This window comes from Streptococcus sp. DTU_2020_1000888_1_SI_GRL_NUU_041A (assembly GCF_032387735.1).
GTDB classification, from domain to species: Bacteria; Bacillota; Bacilli; order Lactobacillales; family Streptococcaceae; genus Streptococcus; species Streptococcus sanguinis.
On sequence record NZ_CP135591.1, the window covers coordinates 360922 to 380616 of the forward strand.

At 44.6% G+C, this 19695-nt stretch carries 15 protein-coding genes; all 15 read left to right on the forward strand.

The window, feature by feature from the left end:
• Window positions 1-10 precede the first annotated feature (10 nt).
• The 15 genes from RSK81_RS01925 to RSK81_RS01995 all read left to right on the forward strand — a co-directional run bounded on the left by RSK81_RS01925 (window position 11) and on the right by RSK81_RS01995 (window position 19517).
• Window positions 11-1348 carry a PFL family protein gene (locus RSK81_RS01925; protein ID WP_315687243.1) on the forward strand — a complete coding sequence of 446 codons (1338 nt, stop codon included), beginning with the start codon at window positions 11-13 and terminating at the stop codon, window positions 1346-1348.
• 132 nt (window positions 1349-1480) lie between these two features.
• Window positions 1481-2377, forward strand: a complete 897-nt coding sequence (locus tag RSK81_RS01930; RefSeq protein WP_002925993.1) for a hypothetical protein — start codon at window positions 1481-1483, stop codon at window positions 2375-2377.
• 141 nt (window positions 2378-2518) lie between these two features.
• The gene (locus RSK81_RS01935) at window positions 2519-3220 is read left to right on the forward strand and encodes a histidine phosphatase family protein (RefSeq protein ID WP_002925991.1); all 702 of its coding nucleotides are present in this window, start codon (window positions 2519-2521) and stop codon (window positions 3218-3220) included.
• Between the two features lie 99 nt (window positions 3221-3319).
• Window positions 3320-4018, forward strand: a complete 699-nt coding sequence (locus RSK81_RS01940; protein WP_002925988.1) for a histidine phosphatase family protein — start codon at window positions 3320-3322, stop codon at window positions 4016-4018.
• The gene (locus tag RSK81_RS01945) at window positions 4005-4793 is read left to right on the forward strand and encodes a D-alanyl-D-alanine carboxypeptidase family protein (RefSeq protein WP_002925987.1); all 789 of its coding nucleotides are present in this window, start codon (window positions 4005-4007) and stop codon (window positions 4791-4793) included. Before RSK81_RS01940 ends, RSK81_RS01945 begins: the two co-directional genes overlap by 14 nt.
• Before the next feature lie 219 nt (window positions 4794-5012).
• A complete protein-coding gene (locus tag RSK81_RS01950; protein WP_002898966.1) occupies window positions 5013-5336 on the forward strand; it encodes a PadR family transcriptional regulator in 324 nt (107 codons plus the stop codon).
• The gene (locus RSK81_RS01955; RefSeq protein WP_002925981.1) at window positions 5336-5908 is read left to right on the forward strand and encodes a DUF2812 domain-containing protein; all 573 of its coding nucleotides are present in this window, start codon (window positions 5336-5338) and stop codon (window positions 5906-5908) included. Before RSK81_RS01950 ends, RSK81_RS01955 begins: the two co-directional genes overlap by 1 nt.
• Window positions 5909-5931: 23 nt before the next feature.
• Window positions 5932-6789, forward strand: a complete 858-nt coding sequence (locus tag RSK81_RS01960) for an ABC transporter ATP-binding protein (RefSeq protein ID WP_002925980.1) — start codon at window positions 5932-5934, stop codon at window positions 6787-6789.
• A complete protein-coding gene (locus RSK81_RS01965) occupies window positions 6782-7510 on the forward strand; it encodes an ABC transporter permease (protein ID WP_002925979.1) in 729 nt (242 codons plus the stop codon). Before RSK81_RS01960 ends, RSK81_RS01965 begins: the two co-directional genes overlap by 8 nt.
• A 163-nt stretch (window positions 7511-7673) precedes the next feature.
• Window positions 7674-8708 carry a heat-inducible transcriptional repressor HrcA gene (gene hrcA / locus RSK81_RS01970; protein WP_011837494.1) on the forward strand — a complete coding sequence of 345 codons (1035 nt, stop codon included), beginning with the start codon at window positions 7674-7676 and terminating at the stop codon, window positions 8706-8708.
• Window positions 8709-8743: 35 nt separating this feature from the next.
• Window positions 8744-9280: a nucleotide exchange factor GrpE gene (gene grpE / locus RSK81_RS01975; RefSeq protein ID WP_002905347.1), complete on the forward strand. Its 537-nt coding sequence runs from the start codon at window positions 8744-8746 to the stop codon at window positions 9278-9280.
• 254 nt (window positions 9281-9534) lie between these two features.
• The gene (dnaK, locus tag RSK81_RS01980) at window positions 9535-11364 is read left to right on the forward strand and encodes a molecular chaperone DnaK (protein WP_002905346.1); all 1830 of its coding nucleotides are present in this window, start codon (window positions 9535-9537) and stop codon (window positions 11362-11364) included.
• A 227-nt stretch (window positions 11365-11591) separates the two neighbouring features.
• Window positions 11592-12224 (forward strand): DJ-1/PfpI family protein, encoded by a 633-nt coding sequence (locus RSK81_RS01985; RefSeq protein WP_002925973.1) that lies wholly within the window; start codon window positions 11592-11594, stop codon window positions 12222-12224.
• Window positions 12225-12361: 137 nt separating this feature from the next.
• Window positions 12362-13495, forward strand: a complete 1134-nt coding sequence (gene dnaJ, locus RSK81_RS01990) for a molecular chaperone DnaJ (protein WP_125340358.1) — start codon at window positions 12362-12364, stop codon at window positions 13493-13495.
• A 319-nt stretch (window positions 13496-13814) separates the two neighbouring features.
• On the forward strand, window positions 13815-19517 hold the full coding sequence (locus tag RSK81_RS01995) for a ZmpA/ZmpB/ZmpC family metallo-endopeptidase (protein WP_315687251.1): 5703 nt from the start codon (window positions 13815-13817) through the stop codon (window positions 19515-19517).
• Window positions 19518-19695 lie beyond the last annotated feature (178 nt).

A 19695-nucleotide genomic window follows, 5' to 3' on the forward strand; every position in this document is an offset into this window, starting at 1 on the left:
GGAGTGAAGGATGGATATTAGACAAGTAACAGAAACCATTGCCATGATTGAGGAGCAGAATTTTGATATTCGGACCATCACCATGGGCATTTCACTCTTGGACTGTATCGACACAGATATTGATCTGGCGGCAGAGAAGATTTACCAAAAAATCACGACCAAAGCGAAAGATCTGGTGGTAGTTGGGGACGAAATTGCTGCCGAGCTTGGGATTCCCATCGTCAATAAGCGGGTCTCCGTGACTCCGATTTCTCTGATTGGGGCAGCGACAGACAGTAGTGACTATGTGCCGTTGGCCAAGGCTTTAGACAAGGCAGCCAAGGAAATCGGTGTTGACTTTATCGGTGGTTTCTCTGCCTTGGTTCAAAAGGGCTATCAAAAAGGGGATGAAATCCTCATTAATTCTATTCCACGTGCTTTGGCTGAGACGGATAAGGTCTGCTCCTCTGTCAATATCGGCTCAACTAAGACTGGCATCAATATGACGGCAGTTGCGGATATGGGGCGGATTATCAAGGAAACGGCCCAGCTTTCTGACATGGGGGCGGCCAAGCTGGTCGTCTTTGCCAATGCGGTAGAGGATAATCCTTTCATGGCAGGCGCCTTCCATGGTGTCGGTGAAGCAGATGTGGTCATCAACGTTGGTGTTTCTGGGCCAGGTGTTGTCAAGCGGGCCTTGGAAAAGGTCCGTGGTGAGAGCTTTGACGTGGTCGCTGAAACGGTCAAGAAAACGGCCTTCAAAATCACTCGTATCGGTCAGTTGGTCGGTCAGATGGCCAGCGAGCGTCTGGGCGTCAAGTTCGGGATTGTTGACTTGAGTCTGGCTCCAACACCAGCGGTTGGGGATTCAGTGGCTCGTGTCTTGGAAGAAATGGGCTTGGAAACAGTCGGCACTCATGGCACGACAGCTGCACTTGCCCTGCTCAATGACCAAGTCAAAAAAGGCGGTGTCATGGCCTGTAATCAAGTTGGTGGTTTGTCTGGTGCTTTCATCCCTGTGTCAGAAGACGAGGGCATGATTGCGGCTGTGCAAAACGGCTCGCTCAATCTAGAAAAGCTAGAAGCTATGACAGCTATCTGCTCGGTAGGTTTGGATATGATTGCCATTCCAGAAGCGACACCGGCTGAAACCATCGCAGCCATGATTGCGGATGAAGCGGCGATTGGAGTTATCAATCAGAAGACAACAGCTGTGCGGATTATTCCGAAAGGCAAGGAAGGCGATATGATTGAATTTGGCGGGCTCTTGGGAACAGCTCCGGTCATGAAGGTCAATCAAGCTTCGTCTGCTGCCTTTATCGCGCGGGGCGGTCAGATTCCAGCTCCTATTCACAGCTTTAAAAACTAAAAAGCTAGATTTGAAACAGTTTTTAAGAAAGCAGCGTAAAGGACAGTTATTCAGTTTCCGAGTAGGAGTTTGCGGGATTGAATCTAGCTGGATGCTTGAAATGTAGGGGATTATAAGGAGATTGTTTAGGTTATGAATAAAAGAGAGCTAGCTGAGCTGGCCCTTGATTTAGGTTTGGATTTTGATAAGGAGAGCGGCATTATATATGGCCGTAGAAGGGATTATGCTTTTTATCTAGAGACCATAACAGATGGCGACGAATTTGCGATTTTTTTCTCGGTCAGATGTGAGCAAGGTTATATCGGTCGAGATACCTTGGAAGCTCTGATTAACGATTCCGAGGTTTTGATTGATTTTGAGAGAGCTGGCTACAGCCTAGCCTGTCAGATTTTGGCTGATCAGGATCGGGATTTGCTGCCGGATATTTTGGAGGAGGCTATCGAGGACTGCACCCGCTACTTTGAGGAGCAAGGGCTGGTTAGCGCCTGTGAGAAAACCGGTGAAACCGGAGATGTGGCCCTGTATCAGTTCAAAGGAGATTGGCTCTTTCTCACGCCATCTAGCTATGAGCGGATGGTTTCCATCTCGCTGGATAAGGCGACAAAGCGCTCCCTTCCTCATCAAAATCCGCAGAAAATACATTATTTTCTGGGTGTTCTCGGAGCATTCTTGACGAGCTTACTTGGTGCATGTCTTGTCTTCTTTTTGACAGGTGCATCCTTGGCCATGGGCTTCATATCAGGTTTTACACTGCTATTTAGCATTGCTTGCTATGAAAAAATTGTCAAAGGTATTTCTGTTTTGGGAATTGTAGTGAGTTTCTTTTTTACTTTAGCGATGAGCTTTTTAGCTGTTCAAATCGGTTATGCCAATTCTTTTTACCAAGGGGAAGGCAATATTTTGCAAGCCATTATTGCTATCAATGAAGCCGCTTTATCCGGACAGTTTGGTCTTAATTATTGGCTCCATTATCTGTACATTATTCTTGGGTGTGTCAGTGCCGTAAAAGTTCATATTAAGTCTCTATAGTTGATTAGATGCTGACTCCATAGTGAGCCACTGTCTATCATAGTGGGAAACCGAGTTCTCCCTCTTCTCAATCTAAAAGAGGCCAAAGGCATTTTTCAAAATATACCATAATAAACAAAGGAAAAATAAAAGAGGTGAAGTATGTCAAAAACAAGACTCTATGTTATCCGTCATGGCAAGACCATGTTCAATACTATCGGCCGAGCTCAGGGCTGGTCTGATACCCCGCTGACTGCCAAAGGTGAGTGCGGTATTCGTGAGCTGGGTATCGGATTGCGAGAGTCGGGTTTGCCTTTTGTCAGGGCTTTTTCCAGTGATAGCGGCCGGACTATTCAGACTATGGGGATTATCCTAGAGGAGCTGGGCCTGACTGGCCAGATTCCCTATCGCTATGACAAGCGCATCCGGGAGTGGTGTTTCGGCAGTTTTGATGGTGCTTATGGGGGTGAGCTCTTTCATGGTGTTATCCCACGAGTTCTTAAGACGGATAATTACAAAGAACTCAGTTGGCCCGATTTGGCGAATGGCCTGGTAGAAGTGGATTCGGCAGGTTGGGCTGAGCCTTGGGACAAGCTAAGCGGTCGGATTTTAGAAGGATTTGAAGCCATTGCTAGAGAGGTGGAGTCCTCTGGTGGCGGAAATGCTCTGGTCGTCAGCCACAGCATGACCATTGGTACCCTGGCTTATCTGGTTGATGAGAATATCACGAAAAATCCTAATGTCGACAATGGCAGTGTCACAGTGCTGGAGTATGAAAATGGTCGCTTTAGCATTCAAGCTCTGGGCGATGTGTCTTACCGTCAGGTCGGCGCAGCCATATTAGACCGAGAAAACCAAGAATGAGCAGGAGTTTTGAAACTCCTGCTTTTTGCTTTGAAAGCCAGATGGCGCCAATTTCTTCATAAAATGGTATAATATGAAAAGAACAACGGAGGAAATGAAATGGCAAAAACAAGATTATACTTGGTTCGTCATGGCAAAACCATGTTTAATACTATCGGCCGGGCTCAAGGCTGGTCTGATACCCCATTGACTGAAGTTGGGGAACGTGGCATTCATGAGTTGGGCATTGGCTTGAGAGAAGCTGGGCTTGATTTCAAATTGGCCCGTTCCAGCGACAGCGGCCGGACTATTCAGACCATGGGCATTATTCTAGAGGAGCTGGGGCTGATTGGTCAGATTCCTTATACCTTTGACAAACGGATTCGCGAATGGTGCTTTGGCAGTTTTGATGGTGGTTATGATGGAGAGCTCTTTATGGGTGTGATGCCCCGGGTTTTCAATATTGAGCATGTTCATCAGCTTAGCTATGCTGAGTTGGCAGAAGGTCTTGTAGAAGTCGATACAGCTGGCTGGGCGGAAAACTGGGAAAAGCTCAGCGGCCGAATCTGGGAAGGCTTTTCAGCCATAGCTGAGGAGCTGGAAGCTGCTGGTGGTGGCAATGCTCTGGTCGTCAGCCACGGCATGACCATCGGAACCTTTGTCTATCTAATCAATCGAACTCGGCCTCATGGTTTGGACAATGGTAGTGTAACGGTTGTAGACTATGAAGACGGTAAATTCACAGTAGCTTGCGTCGGAGACATGTCTTATCGAGAGGCCGGTGCCAAAGTAATGGAGGAAGAAGTTGAAGCGCGCTAAACATCGCAAAGAAAAGAGAAAATCGAAGTCTAAGAAGATTGGGTTGACACTTTTGTTGTTAATCGTCTTGTGTCTGGCAGCTGGAGGAACGGCGATTTATTTCCGTCCGTCCTTGTTACAAGATCTGCTTGCAAAGATTCAGTTTTCGGGTTCGTCTAGTAGTTCTGCTACGAAAGGCTCTTCTGGCTCAGAGAGCTCGCAGTCTGATTTGCCCAAGGTTTCTTCTACTGACTGGAATTTGATTTTGGTCAATCGAGACAACCAGCAAGAAGAAAAAACACCTGATCTGACTCAGATTGGAGAGGTGCAGGTCGACAGCCGTATTGCTGAAAATACTCGGCAATTCCTAGCTGCAGCCCAGGCGATAGCTCCTGAAGAAACTTTAATCTCTGGCTATCGCAGCCGAGCTGAGCAGGAGGAACTCTATAACGAAAAAGTTGCTGGGGAAGTCGCCAAAGGCTTGTCAAATGAAGAAGCAGTCAGCATCGTGCTGAAGCAGGTGCAGCTTCCAGGAGCCAGTGAGCATCAAACGGGCTTGGCTATTGATATGAGTGCTCCAGAAGGCCAGGAGGATGAAGTGGCAGCCAAGATTGCTGAGCTAGCTCCCCAATATGGCTTTGTCCTTCGCTATCCGGATGGTAAGAGTGACGTTACTGGAGTTGATTTTGAGAATTGGCATTACCGCTATGTCGGTGTGGAGAATGCCCATTATATGCAGAAGCACAATCTGGTTCTGGAAGAATACATCGCCCTGCTCAAGGAAGCAGGAAAATAAAAAAGTAAGTCAGGTGTTCCTGGCTTTTTTTATGCTGATTTATCAGGATGCAGGTCTCTAATCCTTTTAGCTTCTGATCAAATCAGCTGCAAGTATTGATAGATAAAAATGAATTACTTTTTGTAAAAAAAATTTATAAATCCTTGACAACTATATCGAACTGCGATATAATTTTTTATATCAAGGTTCGATATATCGAGGTGAAAGTGAGATGAGAAGATGAGTGGATTGACAGAAAAGCTTAGGAGAGTCTATGTGCCAATGACAGAGACAGGTTTTTATATCCTCTTCTGTCTTCAGAAAGAAAGGCATGGCTACAGTATTACTCAAAAAGTCAAGGATCTGACAGAAGGACAGCTATCTATCAGCCCTGGAACCATGTATGGAACCTTGGCAAAGATGGAAAAAGATGGTCTGATTGCCTTTGTTCGTGAGGAAGAAAAGAGAAAGCTCTATTCTATCACGGAGCTTGGAAGCCAGATTTTAGAGTTGGAAATCCAGCGGATTGAGCGCCTTTACCGCAATAGTAAGGAGGAAGTTTGATGGAAAAGAAAATTGTCTATAAAATCTTTACCATTGCAGACTATGACAGAGAAGCAGCTTATTTTAAAAAAATGCACAGTCAAGGCTGGAAATTGAAGAAAGTAAGTTATTCTCCCTTTCTTGTTGCAGTTCGTTATACATTTGAAGCCTGTCCGCCTCAGGAAGTGGCCTATCAATTAGATTTTCGCCCTATAAAAAAGGCGGAGCAAGAATCCTATTATCAACTGTTTGAGGATTGTGGCTGGGAGCATATTACAAACTTTAATCAGTTCTCTTATTTCCGCAAGCCGGTTTCTCAGCTTGATGCGGAGAGCGATCTTGAAATCTATAATGATGCTTGGTCTAAGCTAGAAATGGTCAAGCGTTTGCTTATATGGCGTTTTTTGCCAGCCATCATGGTTTTGTGTGTCACTACCTATCTCATTCTAGATATTTTCCAGAAGAGTTTGAAAGCAAGTCTATTATTCAAATCAATCTTAGCAATAGACTGTGTTATATTGTTCATTCTGTTTTGCCAACTGGTCCATATTGCCTTGCGTTTTTGGAAAATGAGGCAGGAACTGAAAGATTGATTACAGTTTTGTTAAATACTGTTATGAAAGCGAGGAAAACAATGAAAAAGACGATTATTGAAGTGCAAGGCTTGAAAAAGAAATTCAAGGAACAAGAAGCCTTGGCAGGAATCGATTTTTCCATCCAAGAGGGAGAAATTTTTGGCTTCCTAGGACCTTCTGGATCTGGTAAAACGACGACTATCAATATCTTGACTGGACAGTTGTCTGCAGATGCTGGGACAGCTCATGTGCTGTCTGCACCGGTTGAGGATTTAAAGGCAGAAGTGCTGGAGCAGATTGGGATTGTCAGCGATGGCAGCGGTTTTTATGAAAAGATGTCACTTTATAAGAATCTCAAGGCCTATGCTTTGCTCTTTGGTGTTAAGATGGCAGAAGTTGATGAACTTCTCCGAAAAGTGGGGCTTTATGATAGCCGCAACAAGGTGGCTGAAAAACTATCTACGGGTATGAAGCAGCGCATGTTGCTGGTCCGAGCCTTGATTAATCGACCTAAACTGCTCTTCTTGGATGAGCCAACCAGTGGTTTGGATCCGTCAACCTCTCGCACCATTCATGAACTACTGCTGGAACTAAAAGCTCAGGGGACAACTATTTTTCTGACAACCCATGATATGCAGGAAGCTACCCTCTTGTGTAATCGCTTGGCCTTGCTAAGTAAAGGAAAATTAGTCGAAGTGGGCAGTCCGCATGAGATAATCCAAAAGTATAATACAGATAAGAAGGTTCGTTTAGAATATGAAGATTTGACGACGAAGACAGTTACCTTTGATGAACTGCAAGGAGGCTTGGATTTGTCCAATGTTATCAGTATTCATTCCTGCGAACCAACTTTAGAAGATGTTTTCATCACGTTGACAGGAGGTACCTTAAATGTCTAATAAATTAAAAGGTATGATTTGGCTGAGAGGTCAAGTGACGCTAGCTAATAAAAGTATTCTATTGCAGGTTTTCATGCCGATTTTCCTTATTTTTCTCTATAAATTTATTTTTTCTTTGAATGGAGCGGGTAAGGAAATTGGAGCGGATAAACTAGCTATTATGTTGCTTACGATCTCTCTGCCTTTCTCTCTAGCCATGTCTGTTGGAACACCCATTATTATAATCTTAGCTGAGGAAAGGGAAAAACGTAATTTGCAAAGTTTGCGCTTGGCTGGTGTGACAGCGGGTCAATACATTCTCTCTGCTTTAATCTGGCCAGCGATTATTGGGATTTTTTATATCGTTATTACCCCAATTTTGGTGGGAGCCAAGCTTTCTAATCAGGTATTCAGCTATAGTTTGGTTCTCTTATTGACCATGCTGGTCTTAATTTTCTTCTTTTTAATGGTTGGTCTGTTTTGTAAAAATCAGGTCATGGCACAATCTCTTAGTGTTCCAGCCATGCTCTTGGCGGCATTTATTCCTATGTTTTCAAATATGAGCGAGGATTTATTTAAGGTGCTGCGTTATAGTTTTATGGGCCTATTTACTAGCTATATGAAAGATTGGTCTCATTTCCATTTATGGAGCGGAGAATTTTTGGCTCTACTAGTTTGGCTGCTTCTTTTTTCAGGAATTTCTTTCTATTTGATGCGCCGTTTGCAAATCTTGGACGACTAATCTAGGTCGCTAGACTGATTTTTAGCACTCTTGAAAAAAGAGTGCTAATTTTTTGAGTTTTTGTCTTGACTTTGGTGTGGAAGAGTGTATAATAGAATCATGAGTTAGCACTCGAGGTGGTTGAGTGCTAATTGACAGCAGAATCTTGATTGGAGGTGATGCCGTGGTCACGGAGCGTCAAAATGAGATTTTGAATTTGATTATTGATATCTTTACCAAGACTCACGAGCCGGTCGGCTCCAAAGCCCTGCAGGATTCTATCAATTCCAGCAGCGCCACTATCCGCAACGATATGGCAGCTTTGGAAAAGCAGGGGCTTCTGGAAAAGGCGCATACGTCCAGCGGCCGTAAGCCGAGCGTGGCTGGTTTTCAGTACTTTGTCAAGCATTCTCTGTCCTTTGATCGTCTCGCTGAGAATGAACTTTATGAGGTTATCAAAGCCTTTGACCATGAGTTTTTCAACTTGGAGGACATTCTTCAACAGGCAGCAGACCTTTTGACCAAGCTCAGTGGATGCACGGTTGTTGCACTGGATGTAGAACCCAGTCGGCAGCGTTTGACAGCTTTTGACATCGTTGTGCTCAGTCAGCACACGGCTCTGGCGGTCTTCACCTTGGATGAGTCCAATACCATTACCAGTCAGTTTATGATTCCGCGTAACTTCTTAAAAGAAGACCTGGATAGGCTTAAAGGCCTAGTAAGGGAGCGGTTCTTGGGACAGACAGTGCTGGACATCCATTACAAGATTCGGACGGAAATTCCGCAGATTATCCAGCGCTATTTCACTACGACGGACAATGTCATTCAGCTTTTTGAGCATATCTTTGGTGATATTTTCAAGGAAAATGTGATTCTGTCTGGCAAGGTTCAGCTCTTGGAATTCTCAGACCTGACGGCCTATCAGTTTTTTGATGACCCGCAGAAAGTAGCCTTTGAGATTCGCGACAGTTTGGCTGAAGATCAGATGCAAAGCGTGCGCGTTGCAGACAGTAGAGAAAGCTGTTTAGCTGATTTGACACTGATTTCCAGCAAATTCTTGATTCCTTATCGAGGATTTGGGGTGTTGGCAGTTGTCGGTCCGGTTAATCTTGACTACCAACGGCTCGTCAGTCAGATGAATGTTGTCAATCGCGTGCTGACCATGAAGCTGACCGACTTCTATCGCTATCTGAGCAGCAATCACTATGAAGTCCATTAAATATAGTATAAATATTCCTAAAAAGGAGGTGCCTTGTGGCAAAACATAAACAAGAAGAACATCCAGAAGATGTGGAAGTAAAAGAGGAAGCTGTAGAAACAGCTGAACAAGCTGAATCAGCAAGCCCTGAAAAATCAGAATTAGAACTAGCTAATGAGCGAGCAGAAGATTTTGAAAACAAATATCTCCGTGCTCATGCAGAAATGCAAAACATCCAGCGACGAGCAAATGAAGAACGTCAGCAGCTGCAAAGATACCGTAGTCAGGATCTGGCAAAAGCTATCTTGCCTTCGATAGATAATCTGGAGCGCGCACTTGCCGTTGAAGGGCTGACAGATGATGTCAAAAAGGGGCTGGAAATGGTGCAGGAAAGTTTGATTCATGCTCTCAAAGAAGAGGGTATCGAAGAAATCCCAGCTGACGGAGCTTTTGACCATAACTATCACATGGCCATTCAAACCGTTCCAGCTGACGATGAGCACCCAGCTGACACTATCGCGCAGGTCTTCCAAAAAGGCTACAAACTTCATGACCGTATCCTGCGCCCAGCAATGGTAGTGGTCTATAACTAGGCTAGAAAACTCGAAAAATCTTGTCCGAGACGACAATAAACTATGAAGAAAGATAAAAAATTGTTCAGCTTTGCTTTTAACGAGCGAAGCGAACCAAAGACGATACTCTTCGCCGTGGCGCTATTCGCGCAAACTTTGAGACCTTAGGCTCAAAGTTTAGTCAAAGAGATTGATAAAGTCAAACTCTGACGGTGGCGCAGCCTAATAAGAGTATCAAAAAGAAAATAGAATATAAAATTTAAGGAGAAAAACACATGTCTAAAATTATTGGTATTGACTTAGGTACAACAAACTCAGCAGTTGCAGTTCTTGAAGGAACTGAAAGCAAAATCATTGCAAATCCAGAAGGAAATCGTACAACCCCATCTGTAGTGTCATTCAAAAATGGTGAAATCATCGTTGGTGATGCGGCAAAACGTCAAGCAGTAACAAATCCAGATACAATCATTTCCATCAAATCAAAAATGGGAACATCTGAAAAAGTAGCTGCTAACGGCAAAGAATACACTCCACAAGAAATCTCAGCTATGATTCTGCAATACTTGAAAGGCTATGCAGAAGAATATCTTGGTGAGAAAGTCAGCAAAGCGGTTATCACAGTTCCAGCCTACTTTAACGATGCGCAACGTCAGGCGACTAAAGACGCTGGTAAAATCGCTGGTCTTGAAGTAGAACGTATCGTCAACGAACCAACTGCAGCAGCCCTTGCTTACGGTCTTGACAAACAAGATAAAGAAGAAAAGATCTTGGTCTTTGACTTAGGTGGCGGTACCTTTGACGTTTCAATCCTTGAGTTGGGTGATGGTGTCTTTGATGTATTGGCAACTGCTGGTGATAACAAACTCGGTGGTGATGACTTTGACCAAAAGATTATCGACCACATGGTGGCTGAGTTCAAGAAAGAGAACGGCATCGACTTGTCAAATGATAAGATGGCGCTTCAACGCTTGAAAGATGCAGCTGAAAAGGCTAAGAAAGACCTTTCAGGTGTGACTTCTACTCAAATCAGCTTGCCGTTTATCACAGCTGGCGACGCTGGACCTCTCCACTTGGAAATGACTTTGACTCGTGCCAAATTCGACGATTTGACTCGTGACTTGGTAGAGCGCACTAAAGAACCAGTTCGCCGTGCTCTTTCTGACGCGGGCTTGAGCTTGTCAGAAATCGACGAAGTAATCTTAGTTGGTGGTTCAACTCGTATCCCGGCTGTTGTAGAAGCTGTTAAGGCTGAAACTGGTAAAGAGCCAAACAAATCTGTGAATCCTGATGAAGTTGTTGCTATGGGTGCAGCTATCCAAGGTGGTGTTATCACTGGTGATGTCAAAGACGTTGTCCTTCTTGACGTAACACCATTGTCACTTGGTATTGAAACAATGGGTGGTGTCTTCACTAAGCTGATTGACCGCAACACAACAATTCCAACTTCTAAATCACAAGTCTTCTCTACAGCAGCGGACAACCAACCAGCCGTTGATATCCATGTTCTTCAAGGTGAACGCCCAATGGCAGCAGACAACAAGACTCTTGGACGTTTCCAATTGACAGATATCCCAGCTGCTCCTCGTGGAATCCCTCAAATCGAAGTAACATTTGACATTGACAAGAACGGTATCGTATCTGTTAAAGCTAAAGACCTTGGAACTCAAAAAGAACAACACATTGTTATTCAATCTAACAGCGGCCTGACTGACGAAGAAATCGACCGTATGATGAAGGATGCAGAAGCGAATGCTGAAGCAGATAAGAAACGTAAGGAAGAAGTTGACCTTCGTAACGAAGTTGACCAAGCTATCTTTGCGACTGAAAAGACTATCAAGGAGACTGAAGGCAAAGGCTTCGACGCAGAACGTGACGCTGCCCAAGCTGCTCTTGATGAACTTAAGAAAGCGCAAGAAGACAATAACTTGGACGACATGAAAGCGAAATTGGAAGCTCTTAACGAAAAAGCTCAAGCACTGGCAGTGAAACTCTACGAGCAAGCTGCTGCGGCTCAACAAGCCCAAGCAGGAGCGGAAGGAGCTGAAAACGCAGGCTCAACTAAAGCAGACGACGATGTTGTAGACGGAGAGTTTACTGAGAAATAGGCGGTGAGACAGAACTAAAAATTGAAAGTTTTTAGTTCGTAGTCGAACCCCCGCGAGGATGATTAGGATTTTTGGGAGTCTGAAAGACGAACCTAAAATCCAATCAGCTACCGCGTCAAAAATTTTTCAAAAAATATTGTTTTGAAAATTTCACGTCGTAATGATAGGAAGAAATCCAGAGGTTGCAACCCAGCCTCTGTTTTTCGCTAAACTAGAGGGTGACGCTTATGAAGAAAGTGCTCTGTTTAATTTATCCTAATTTTTCACTTTATGAAGTAGTTAGTCTGACCAGTACTTTAGCTCTATCTTTTGGTGTTGAGGTTGATTATGTTGGTACAGATAGAAATGTTATAAGATCGGAAGATGGACTTCCCTGTCAACCTACTGGAACACTGGATGAAGTAGACATCGAAGACTATTCTTGTGTCATTTTGCCAGGAATGATAGATATTGTTCCTGCTCTGCATGATAAAAAATTGATTTCTTTCCTAAGAAGTTTGAAGCAGCAAGAAGTTTTAATTGCAGCTATTTCCTCAGCGCCCATTTTATTGGCGAAAGCAGGTTTATTGAAGGACAATAAATTTACTGGTGGGATTTGGCAAAACTTCTTTGACTATTTTGAATTTCTTCCACGGGAGAATTTCAAAGCTCAAGCTGTTCTGCAAGATAAGAATATCATTACAGCTGTTGGCTTTGCACATCAATCGTTTGCAAGAAAAGTTCTTCTTAGTCTAGGTTTGGTAGATAATGCTGACAATTATTTTAAAGAACGGAATCAGTATTCGGAAGATGACTTGATATTCACTTTATCCGATGAAGAGTTTGCTGAAATGAAGCATGGATTTGAAAATACCTTCTGATCGATATTTTCTAAAATTTAAAGAAAGGAACTGAACCCGACCTAAATTCTCAGAAAAAAGAAAAATCAGTCTAGGAGCATTGCTCCGTCGCCTGATTTCCTATTTTTCAGTCGAATTTTACGGTCTTGGTATCTTATATGAACAATACAGAATATTATGACCGTCTAGGTGTCTCTAAGAATGCTTCTCAGGATGAGATCAAGAGAGCCTATCGGAAATTATCTAAAAAGTACCACCCCGACATTAATAAGGAAGCTGGGGCGGAGGACAAATATAAAGAAGTCCAAGAGGCTTATGAAACGCTGAGCGACGAGCAAAAGCGGGCAGCCTATGATCAATACGGCGCAGCGGGAGCTAATGGTGGCTTTGGCGGCGGTGCAGGCGGCTTCGGTGGTTTTGATGGCTCCGGCTTTGGCGGCTTCGAAGACATCTTCTCTAGCTTCTTTGGTGGCGGTGCTTCGCGTAATCCTAATGCTCCGCGCCAAGGGGACGATCTTCAGTATCGTGTAAATCTCCGCTTTGAAGAAGCCATTTTCGGGGCTGAGAAGGAAATCAAGTATAACCGTGAAGCGACTTGTCATACCTGTGCAGGGTCTGGTGCCAAGCCAGGGACTAGTCCTGTTACCTGTGGCCGCTGTCATGGCTCAGGTGTCATTAATGTCGATACCCAGACACCGCTTGGCATGATGCGCCGGCAAGTGACCTGTGATGTCTGTCACGGCCGAGGAAAAGAAATCAAAAGTCCGTGTGAAACCTGTCACGGAACGGGTCATGAAAAGCAGGCCCACAGCGTCAAGGTGAAAATCCCTGCTGGTGTGGAAACTGGTCAGCAGGTTCGTCTGTCTGGCCAAGGTGAAGCAGGCTTTAATGGCGGTCCTTATGGAGACCTTTATGTCGTGGTCCAAGTTGAGTCGAGTGACAAGTTTGAGCGAGATGGCTCTACCATTTACTACAAGCTCAATCTCAACTTTGTCCAAGCAGCTCTTGGTGACAGTGTAGATATTCCAACTGTTCACGGGGATGTGGAGCTGAATATCCCAGAAGGAACACAGACTGGCAAGCGTTTCCGCCTGCGTGGCAAGGGAGCACCGAGTCTGCGTGGTGGAAGCATGGGTGACCAGTATGTTACTGTCAATGTTGTGACACCGACTGGCCTCAACGACCGTCAAAAAGCGGCCCTCAAAGAATTTGCGGAAGCTGGCAATATCTCGGTCAATCCTAAGAAAAAAGGCTTCTTCGACAAAATGAAAGATGCCTTGGAAGATTTGTAATCAGATAAAAAGGAGCAGCCTAATGCTGCTCTTTTTATGTTTTTTAGAAGGCCATTGGGCAAATGTAGTCAAAAAAGAGAGCCGCTTTGACCAGCCTTTTAATTAAAAGAAATTCGCTATAAAGAGCAAAGTGATTTTCTCTATTTACTTTTACAAAAATTAATTGTTTTTTTTAAGCAAAATCTATTGTAAAAATTTCCTAAAAGATATATGATAATACTATATGTATAAAACGCATCTTTTTAGCCTGCTGGGGAGTTGGCTAGGGAGGTATTGGGAGATTAGCTTTATACATTTTAGGAAAAAGGGGATTTATAAAGTGAAACGTTTTGAAAAAGTGCAGGAGCGAATTCAGAAATATTCGATTCGCAAATTGTCTGTCGGTGTGGGTTCAGTTGCCATTGCAGCTCTGATTTTTGGGAGCTCTTTGTCCAGTTCGACAGTTGCTGCAGATGAAGTAGGAGGCGGTGCGACTGCTCACTATACTTATGTTGAAGAGCAAGAGCTAACAGATCAGGAAAAAGGGCTGATTAAGAAAGGTCTGCCTGAAAATCTGCAAACGGGGGAAAACTATTACCTGATTTATCGGAAGCAAGATGGGCAAACTGTCTTGCCGCGTACAGGAAATAATGGACAGCCGCTTCTCGGCTTATTTGCGGGAACGGCTATTTTGGCTGTCTTGGTATTCTCACGAAAGAAATCTGGCAAATTACTAGGAGTGCTTTTGCTAGGCAGCTTGGGACAGACTGTATTACAGTCTCCTCAAGCGTTTGCGCTAGAAAATCGGGCATTGCTTTCATATAACCGTCAAGTTGCGGTTTCGTCAACAGTTTCTGAAGCGGATGTGACCATTGCTGGCTATAACTATATCGGTTACTTTACCGCTTCTGATTTGCTGGCTTTGACAGGAACCAAGCCGGCCTCCTTATCAGCTGGCCAAGAAGCTCGAGGACAAGCAGAATTATCAGAAGCTGCAAAAGAGGATTCTGATTCTATTGATCGAGCTGCTCAGGGAGGGTTGCTGTATCAGCTGAACCCTGCTGCAAATGATTCAGGACAGTCAGGGAAGCTTCCAGCTCCTCAGCCATCCAATCCAACTATAGAGACGGCAAAAGGGGAAAGCTTACAAGAGCCAGCTTTGCCAGAGTACACGGGCGGCGTTAATGGCGAATCGCTAGTTCAAGCGGACAATCCTAGCTATACAATTTCGGAAGGCACGGCAGGAGATACAGCCCCGGTTGAGCCGGCCCTCCCAGAATACACGGGCAGTGTTAATGGTGAATCACTAGTTCAAGTGGAGAATCCAGACTACACTGCCCCAGTAGGCACAGCAGGAGATACAGCTCCAGTTGAGCCAACTCTACCAGAATATACTGGTGGTGTTAACGGCGAATCGACAGTTCAAGCGGACAATCCAGTCTATGATGCGCCAATTGGTACAGTTGGTGACATAGCCCCAGTTGAGCCAGCTTTGCCAGAGTACACTGGCGGCGTTAATGGTGAGTCAACAGTTCAGCCAGAACAGCCTAGTCTACATACAGACATCAAGCTAGAAACGATTGAACCTCAAGTTGTCAACAAGACAGATGATAGCAAGTATCTTGATGAGGAGACCACTGTCGATGGAACTCCAGGACGAAAAGAAATTGTAACCAGCTATGAAGTCTTGGACGGTAATCGCATATCGGAGCCACAAACAACTGAAAGAATCTTGCATGAAGCAGTTGATACAGTGGTCACTCGGGGTAGCAAGGCTCGAATCAATAAAGAAGAATTGAGCAAGCAGCTGGCTTTAGCAGCAGCTGTGGATCCAGCAGTTTACACCAATCAATCCTATCAGCAGCTACAAGCAATTAAGAATATGGCTACGACGGTTTATCAAACTTCGTCAAGTCAAGATGAAGTAGATGCGGGTGTTAACCAACTTAAGCAGGCTTTGGCCGACTTATTGGCCCTTAAAGCAGCACCAAATCTGACTGTTTCAGCGGTTAAGAAGGATGAATTGCAGAAATCGGTTCAGATTCAATACCAGCTGACGGACAGAGATCAATCCTTTAGTAGTGCTCAAGTTCGTCTGAAGAAAGATGGGCAGCTGATAGCAGAGCAGAATTTGACGGCCGGCCAGTTGACTGCTAGCTTCAGTAGTTTGGACTACTATACACCGTATAATATTGAGACGACTCTGTCCTATGACTTAGGAAATGGTTCTGAAAGTCAGGAATTAGCTCAAGAGACAGTCCAGCTTGACCTGAAGAAGGTGGAGCTCAAGTCCATCACTAATGTCTCCTTGATGAAGGTTGAGAATGGTCAGACAAAATTGATGCCTACTTTGGCTGAAAAACCAGCAAATCTGGACCAATATTACCTGCACTTTACATCAGACCAGTTCAAGGATACTGTCCTGCCGGTTACCTCTATTGAGGAAGTGGTCGTTAATAACCAGCCTGTCTTTAAGATCCAGGCTCAGCTGCCAGACTTGCTGCAAAGAAGCGCAACTGGTCTTCAAAACAGCTTTGATTTCTATCTGGAAAAGGCCAAGAAGCGTGAAGGAAATGTCTACTATGACTTCCAAGACCTTTTGGACGGCATCAAGGAAGATCCTTCTGGAACCTTTATTCTGGGCCGCAGTATCAGTGCTAAGCTGATTGACAAACCAGTCAACAGCAAGTCTTACCTGCAAGGTGAGTTCAAAGGCCAGCTGATTGGTGGGCAAAATGGTGAGCGCCATGCCATTTTAGACTTGGCGCATCCTCTATTTGATACGATTACTGGCGGAACGGTCAAGGATATTGACTTTAAGCGAGTCAATATGGTTTATCCAGATTCGCAAGCGGGCGATACAATTGCCACAATTGCTGCTCGCTTGAAGAATAAAGGAGTAATCGAAAACGTCAATGTCCAAGGATACTTGGAAGGAAGAGACCATATTGCTGGTCTGGTTAACAATATAGAAGGCCAATCTCGCGTTGAAAATGTTTCCTTTAAGGGTCGTATTAAGTCCAAGGGTGGAAACTCTGTTACAGCCGGTATCGCGGGAACTAATGCTATGTCCTTGGTGAAACGCGCTTATGTCGAAGCCGATATTTGGGTCAAAAGTGGTCAAAATGCAGGTATGCTGGTCGCTCAAAACTTCACTGACTATTCAGGTTCAGGCTGGGGTAACTGGGGCAGATTGATGCAATCAGTTGCCAAAGGTAAGTTAGAGGATGCGGGCTCAAGAAATGCGGCTGGTATCGCTGCTTCCATTTGGCCGTATGGAACCATCAATGACACAGTCAGCTATGCAACGGTAGTGAACGGTAAAGAGCTCTTTAGCTCAGATAATGAGATTACCGATGCTTGGATGGGACAAAAACTCCAAAACCTCTTTGGTGTTCAGGGACACAGCTCTGGGACCAAGACAGGTAAAGATGCCAAGTTCCGTCGCTTGACAGAAGCAGAAGCTGAGCAAAAAGTCAAGAGCTATCAGATCACGGCTCTTGAGCAAGCCAGCGCAAATGAAGTGACAACTGAGAAGCTAAATGCTGCTATCCTGAGAACAAGTACTTATCAAGATAAGCCAGGTTACAAGGCAGAAAATGAACAGCTTTATCAAAACCTAGAACGCTTTATGCCTTTCTACAATCAAGAATTCTTGATTCATGAGGCCAATAAGCTGGTGGATGCTGGTAAGGCGGGCGACCTGTTGACCAAGAAAGTTCTAGCGGTTCAAGCCCTGAAGGGCAATCAGTTTGTTGCTGGAGGAACGGATGCAGATAAGATCTTAGTCCATTTTGCAGACGGAAGCAAGACTATCTACAATCTTCAAAATCAAGCGCGATTTGAACAGACGGCTCTGCCGGAATATCAGATTGCAGAGCTTGGTACAGTCTATACTCCAAATCACTCAACGGCGGTCAAAGAAGACTTGCTGACTCAGCTGACTGAGCGCTTGAAGAGCTTTGAACTATACAGTGATGAAGTCTATCGTTCTGTTGGTCTGCCTAATGATAATGATAAGGTCAATAAAGTGAAGCGCCTCTTCTTGGATGAATCTCTGGCTGAGGTGAAAGCCAACTTGCAGGATATGCTTGGTAAGCTCCTGGCCAATGAATGGACAAGGTTCCATGCTGACAATCCAGCAGCCAACGAAGCTCTGAAAGCTAAAATCGAAGAGAACAAGACCGCTATCATGCTCGGTCTGACCTATCTCAACCGTTATTACGATCTCAAGTTTGGCGACTACAACCTCAAGGAGCTGGTGCTCTTCAAACCAGACTTCTATGGTGAAAAAGTGCCATTGCTGGATCGCTTGATTAAGATTGGTCGTTCGACAGAAAATCAACTGAAAGGGGCAGACAATGTCAATATGTTTGCGCGCCAGTTGAAGGCTGAGTCCAAATCTAGTGATTTGGTGGCTTACTTGGATTACAACCGACGCCTGCTGACTGACTTTGCGGATATGGATTCTTGGTTCAAGGATGCAACCCGAGGATTTATTCAGTTTGAAGAACGCCAGTCAGAAGTCGAGGAGATTAAGACGGCTAAGTATCGCGTCTTTGACAACCTCAACTCAGAGTACTTCAGCAACTATATCCTTCCTCTGCTAACCTTGAAGAATACGCGCTTAGCCATTCTGTCAAACTATAGCACCATGGCCTTTGTCAACAGAGACAAGCGCCGGTCATGGTCTGATGAACGATTTAATGCGCGCATCAAGGAAGTAGCGACCCAGCATCGAAATCACGTAGACACTTGGTACAAACTGCTCTCAGATAATATCAAGCCAAGAATGGTCAAGGAAAATGTAACGGCTGTATGGGATGGTTTCGATGTAGAAGGGCGTGGCTGGATTGATGTCAACGGAAATGATAATAAGGGCAATCCTTATGCACCATCCCGCGAGTTCTTTAACCTAGTTGGCGGCAGAGCTGGTGGCTGGTACAAGTCAAATGGCTACGGTGCCCATGCTGCTGGTTCAATCCGTGTGAACTTCGAGGCCTTTGACCTCTTGACGGAATATGGTGTGTCCGTCTTCACTCACGAACTCACCCACGTCAATGACAGAGATATTTATCTGGGCGGTCACGGCAGACGACAAGGTATCGGACCAGAAGGGTATGCCCAAGGTATGCTCCAGTCACCTGTTCCTGATCAGCCGGGCTGGGGTGCTTTGGGTCTCAATATGGCCTTTGATCGTCCAAATAATGGCAGCCTCATTTTCAATAGCTCGCCAAGTCTCTTCAAGAACCGAGCAGACATCGACCATTACATGAAGGGATATAATGATACCCTCATGCTGCTGGATTACCTTGAAGGCCAAGCGGTTGTAGATAAAGGAAATGAAGCAGCAGCCAAATGGTTCAAGAAGGTTGAACCGAAAGTTGTGGATCCTCGAACCCAATACGACGTCGTAAGAGAGTTGACGGCTGAGGAGAAAGCGAATATGTCTGTCTCATCTGTAGATGACTTGGTTGACCAAGGCTTGCTGTCTAACCGTGCGGTTGACAATCGAACCTATAATCCTGCTGACTATGACTCTAGTTACATTGCGATCGACTTTATGACGGGTATCTATGGCGGCGGCCAAAACAATACTGGAGCGCCAGGCGCCTTGATGTTCAAGCATAATACCTTCAGAATCTGGGGTTACTATGGCTATGAAAAAGGCTTTGTAAGCTATGCTTCCAATAAACACCGTAAGACAGCCAATGAGCAAGGTGTGACTGGTTTGAGCGATAACTTTATCATCAAGCAAATTTCTGAAGGCGAATTTGAAACCATGGAAGCCTTCAAGAAAGCTTACTTCAGAAAAGTTGTGGATAAAGCACAAAGCTCAGGTATTAAGCCGGTGACTGTCAACGGAAAAGTCTATACGACTTATGAAGAGTTGAAAGCTGGCTTTGCAGAAGCTGTTGACAAGGATCTGAAGAAGTCTCGTGTCGATGAACGGGCAACCAAGGACTTCAAGTATGCTGTCTTTACACAATTGCTGAAGAACACCAACAGCTTTATGGATGAAAACTCCATTTGGGGTTCCTAAGAAAAAGTGTTAGATTTGCTGCACGTGTAACTGCAAATAATGACCTTTAGAAATATGCGATAAATAACCCATTTGAATTTGTTCTGTTTGTGTCGTCACTGACAGTCTGATTCAGATGGGTTATTTTGTTGCATGATGGCAAGCCGGAACAGAAAAAAACCTGATTCTTAAACGATAT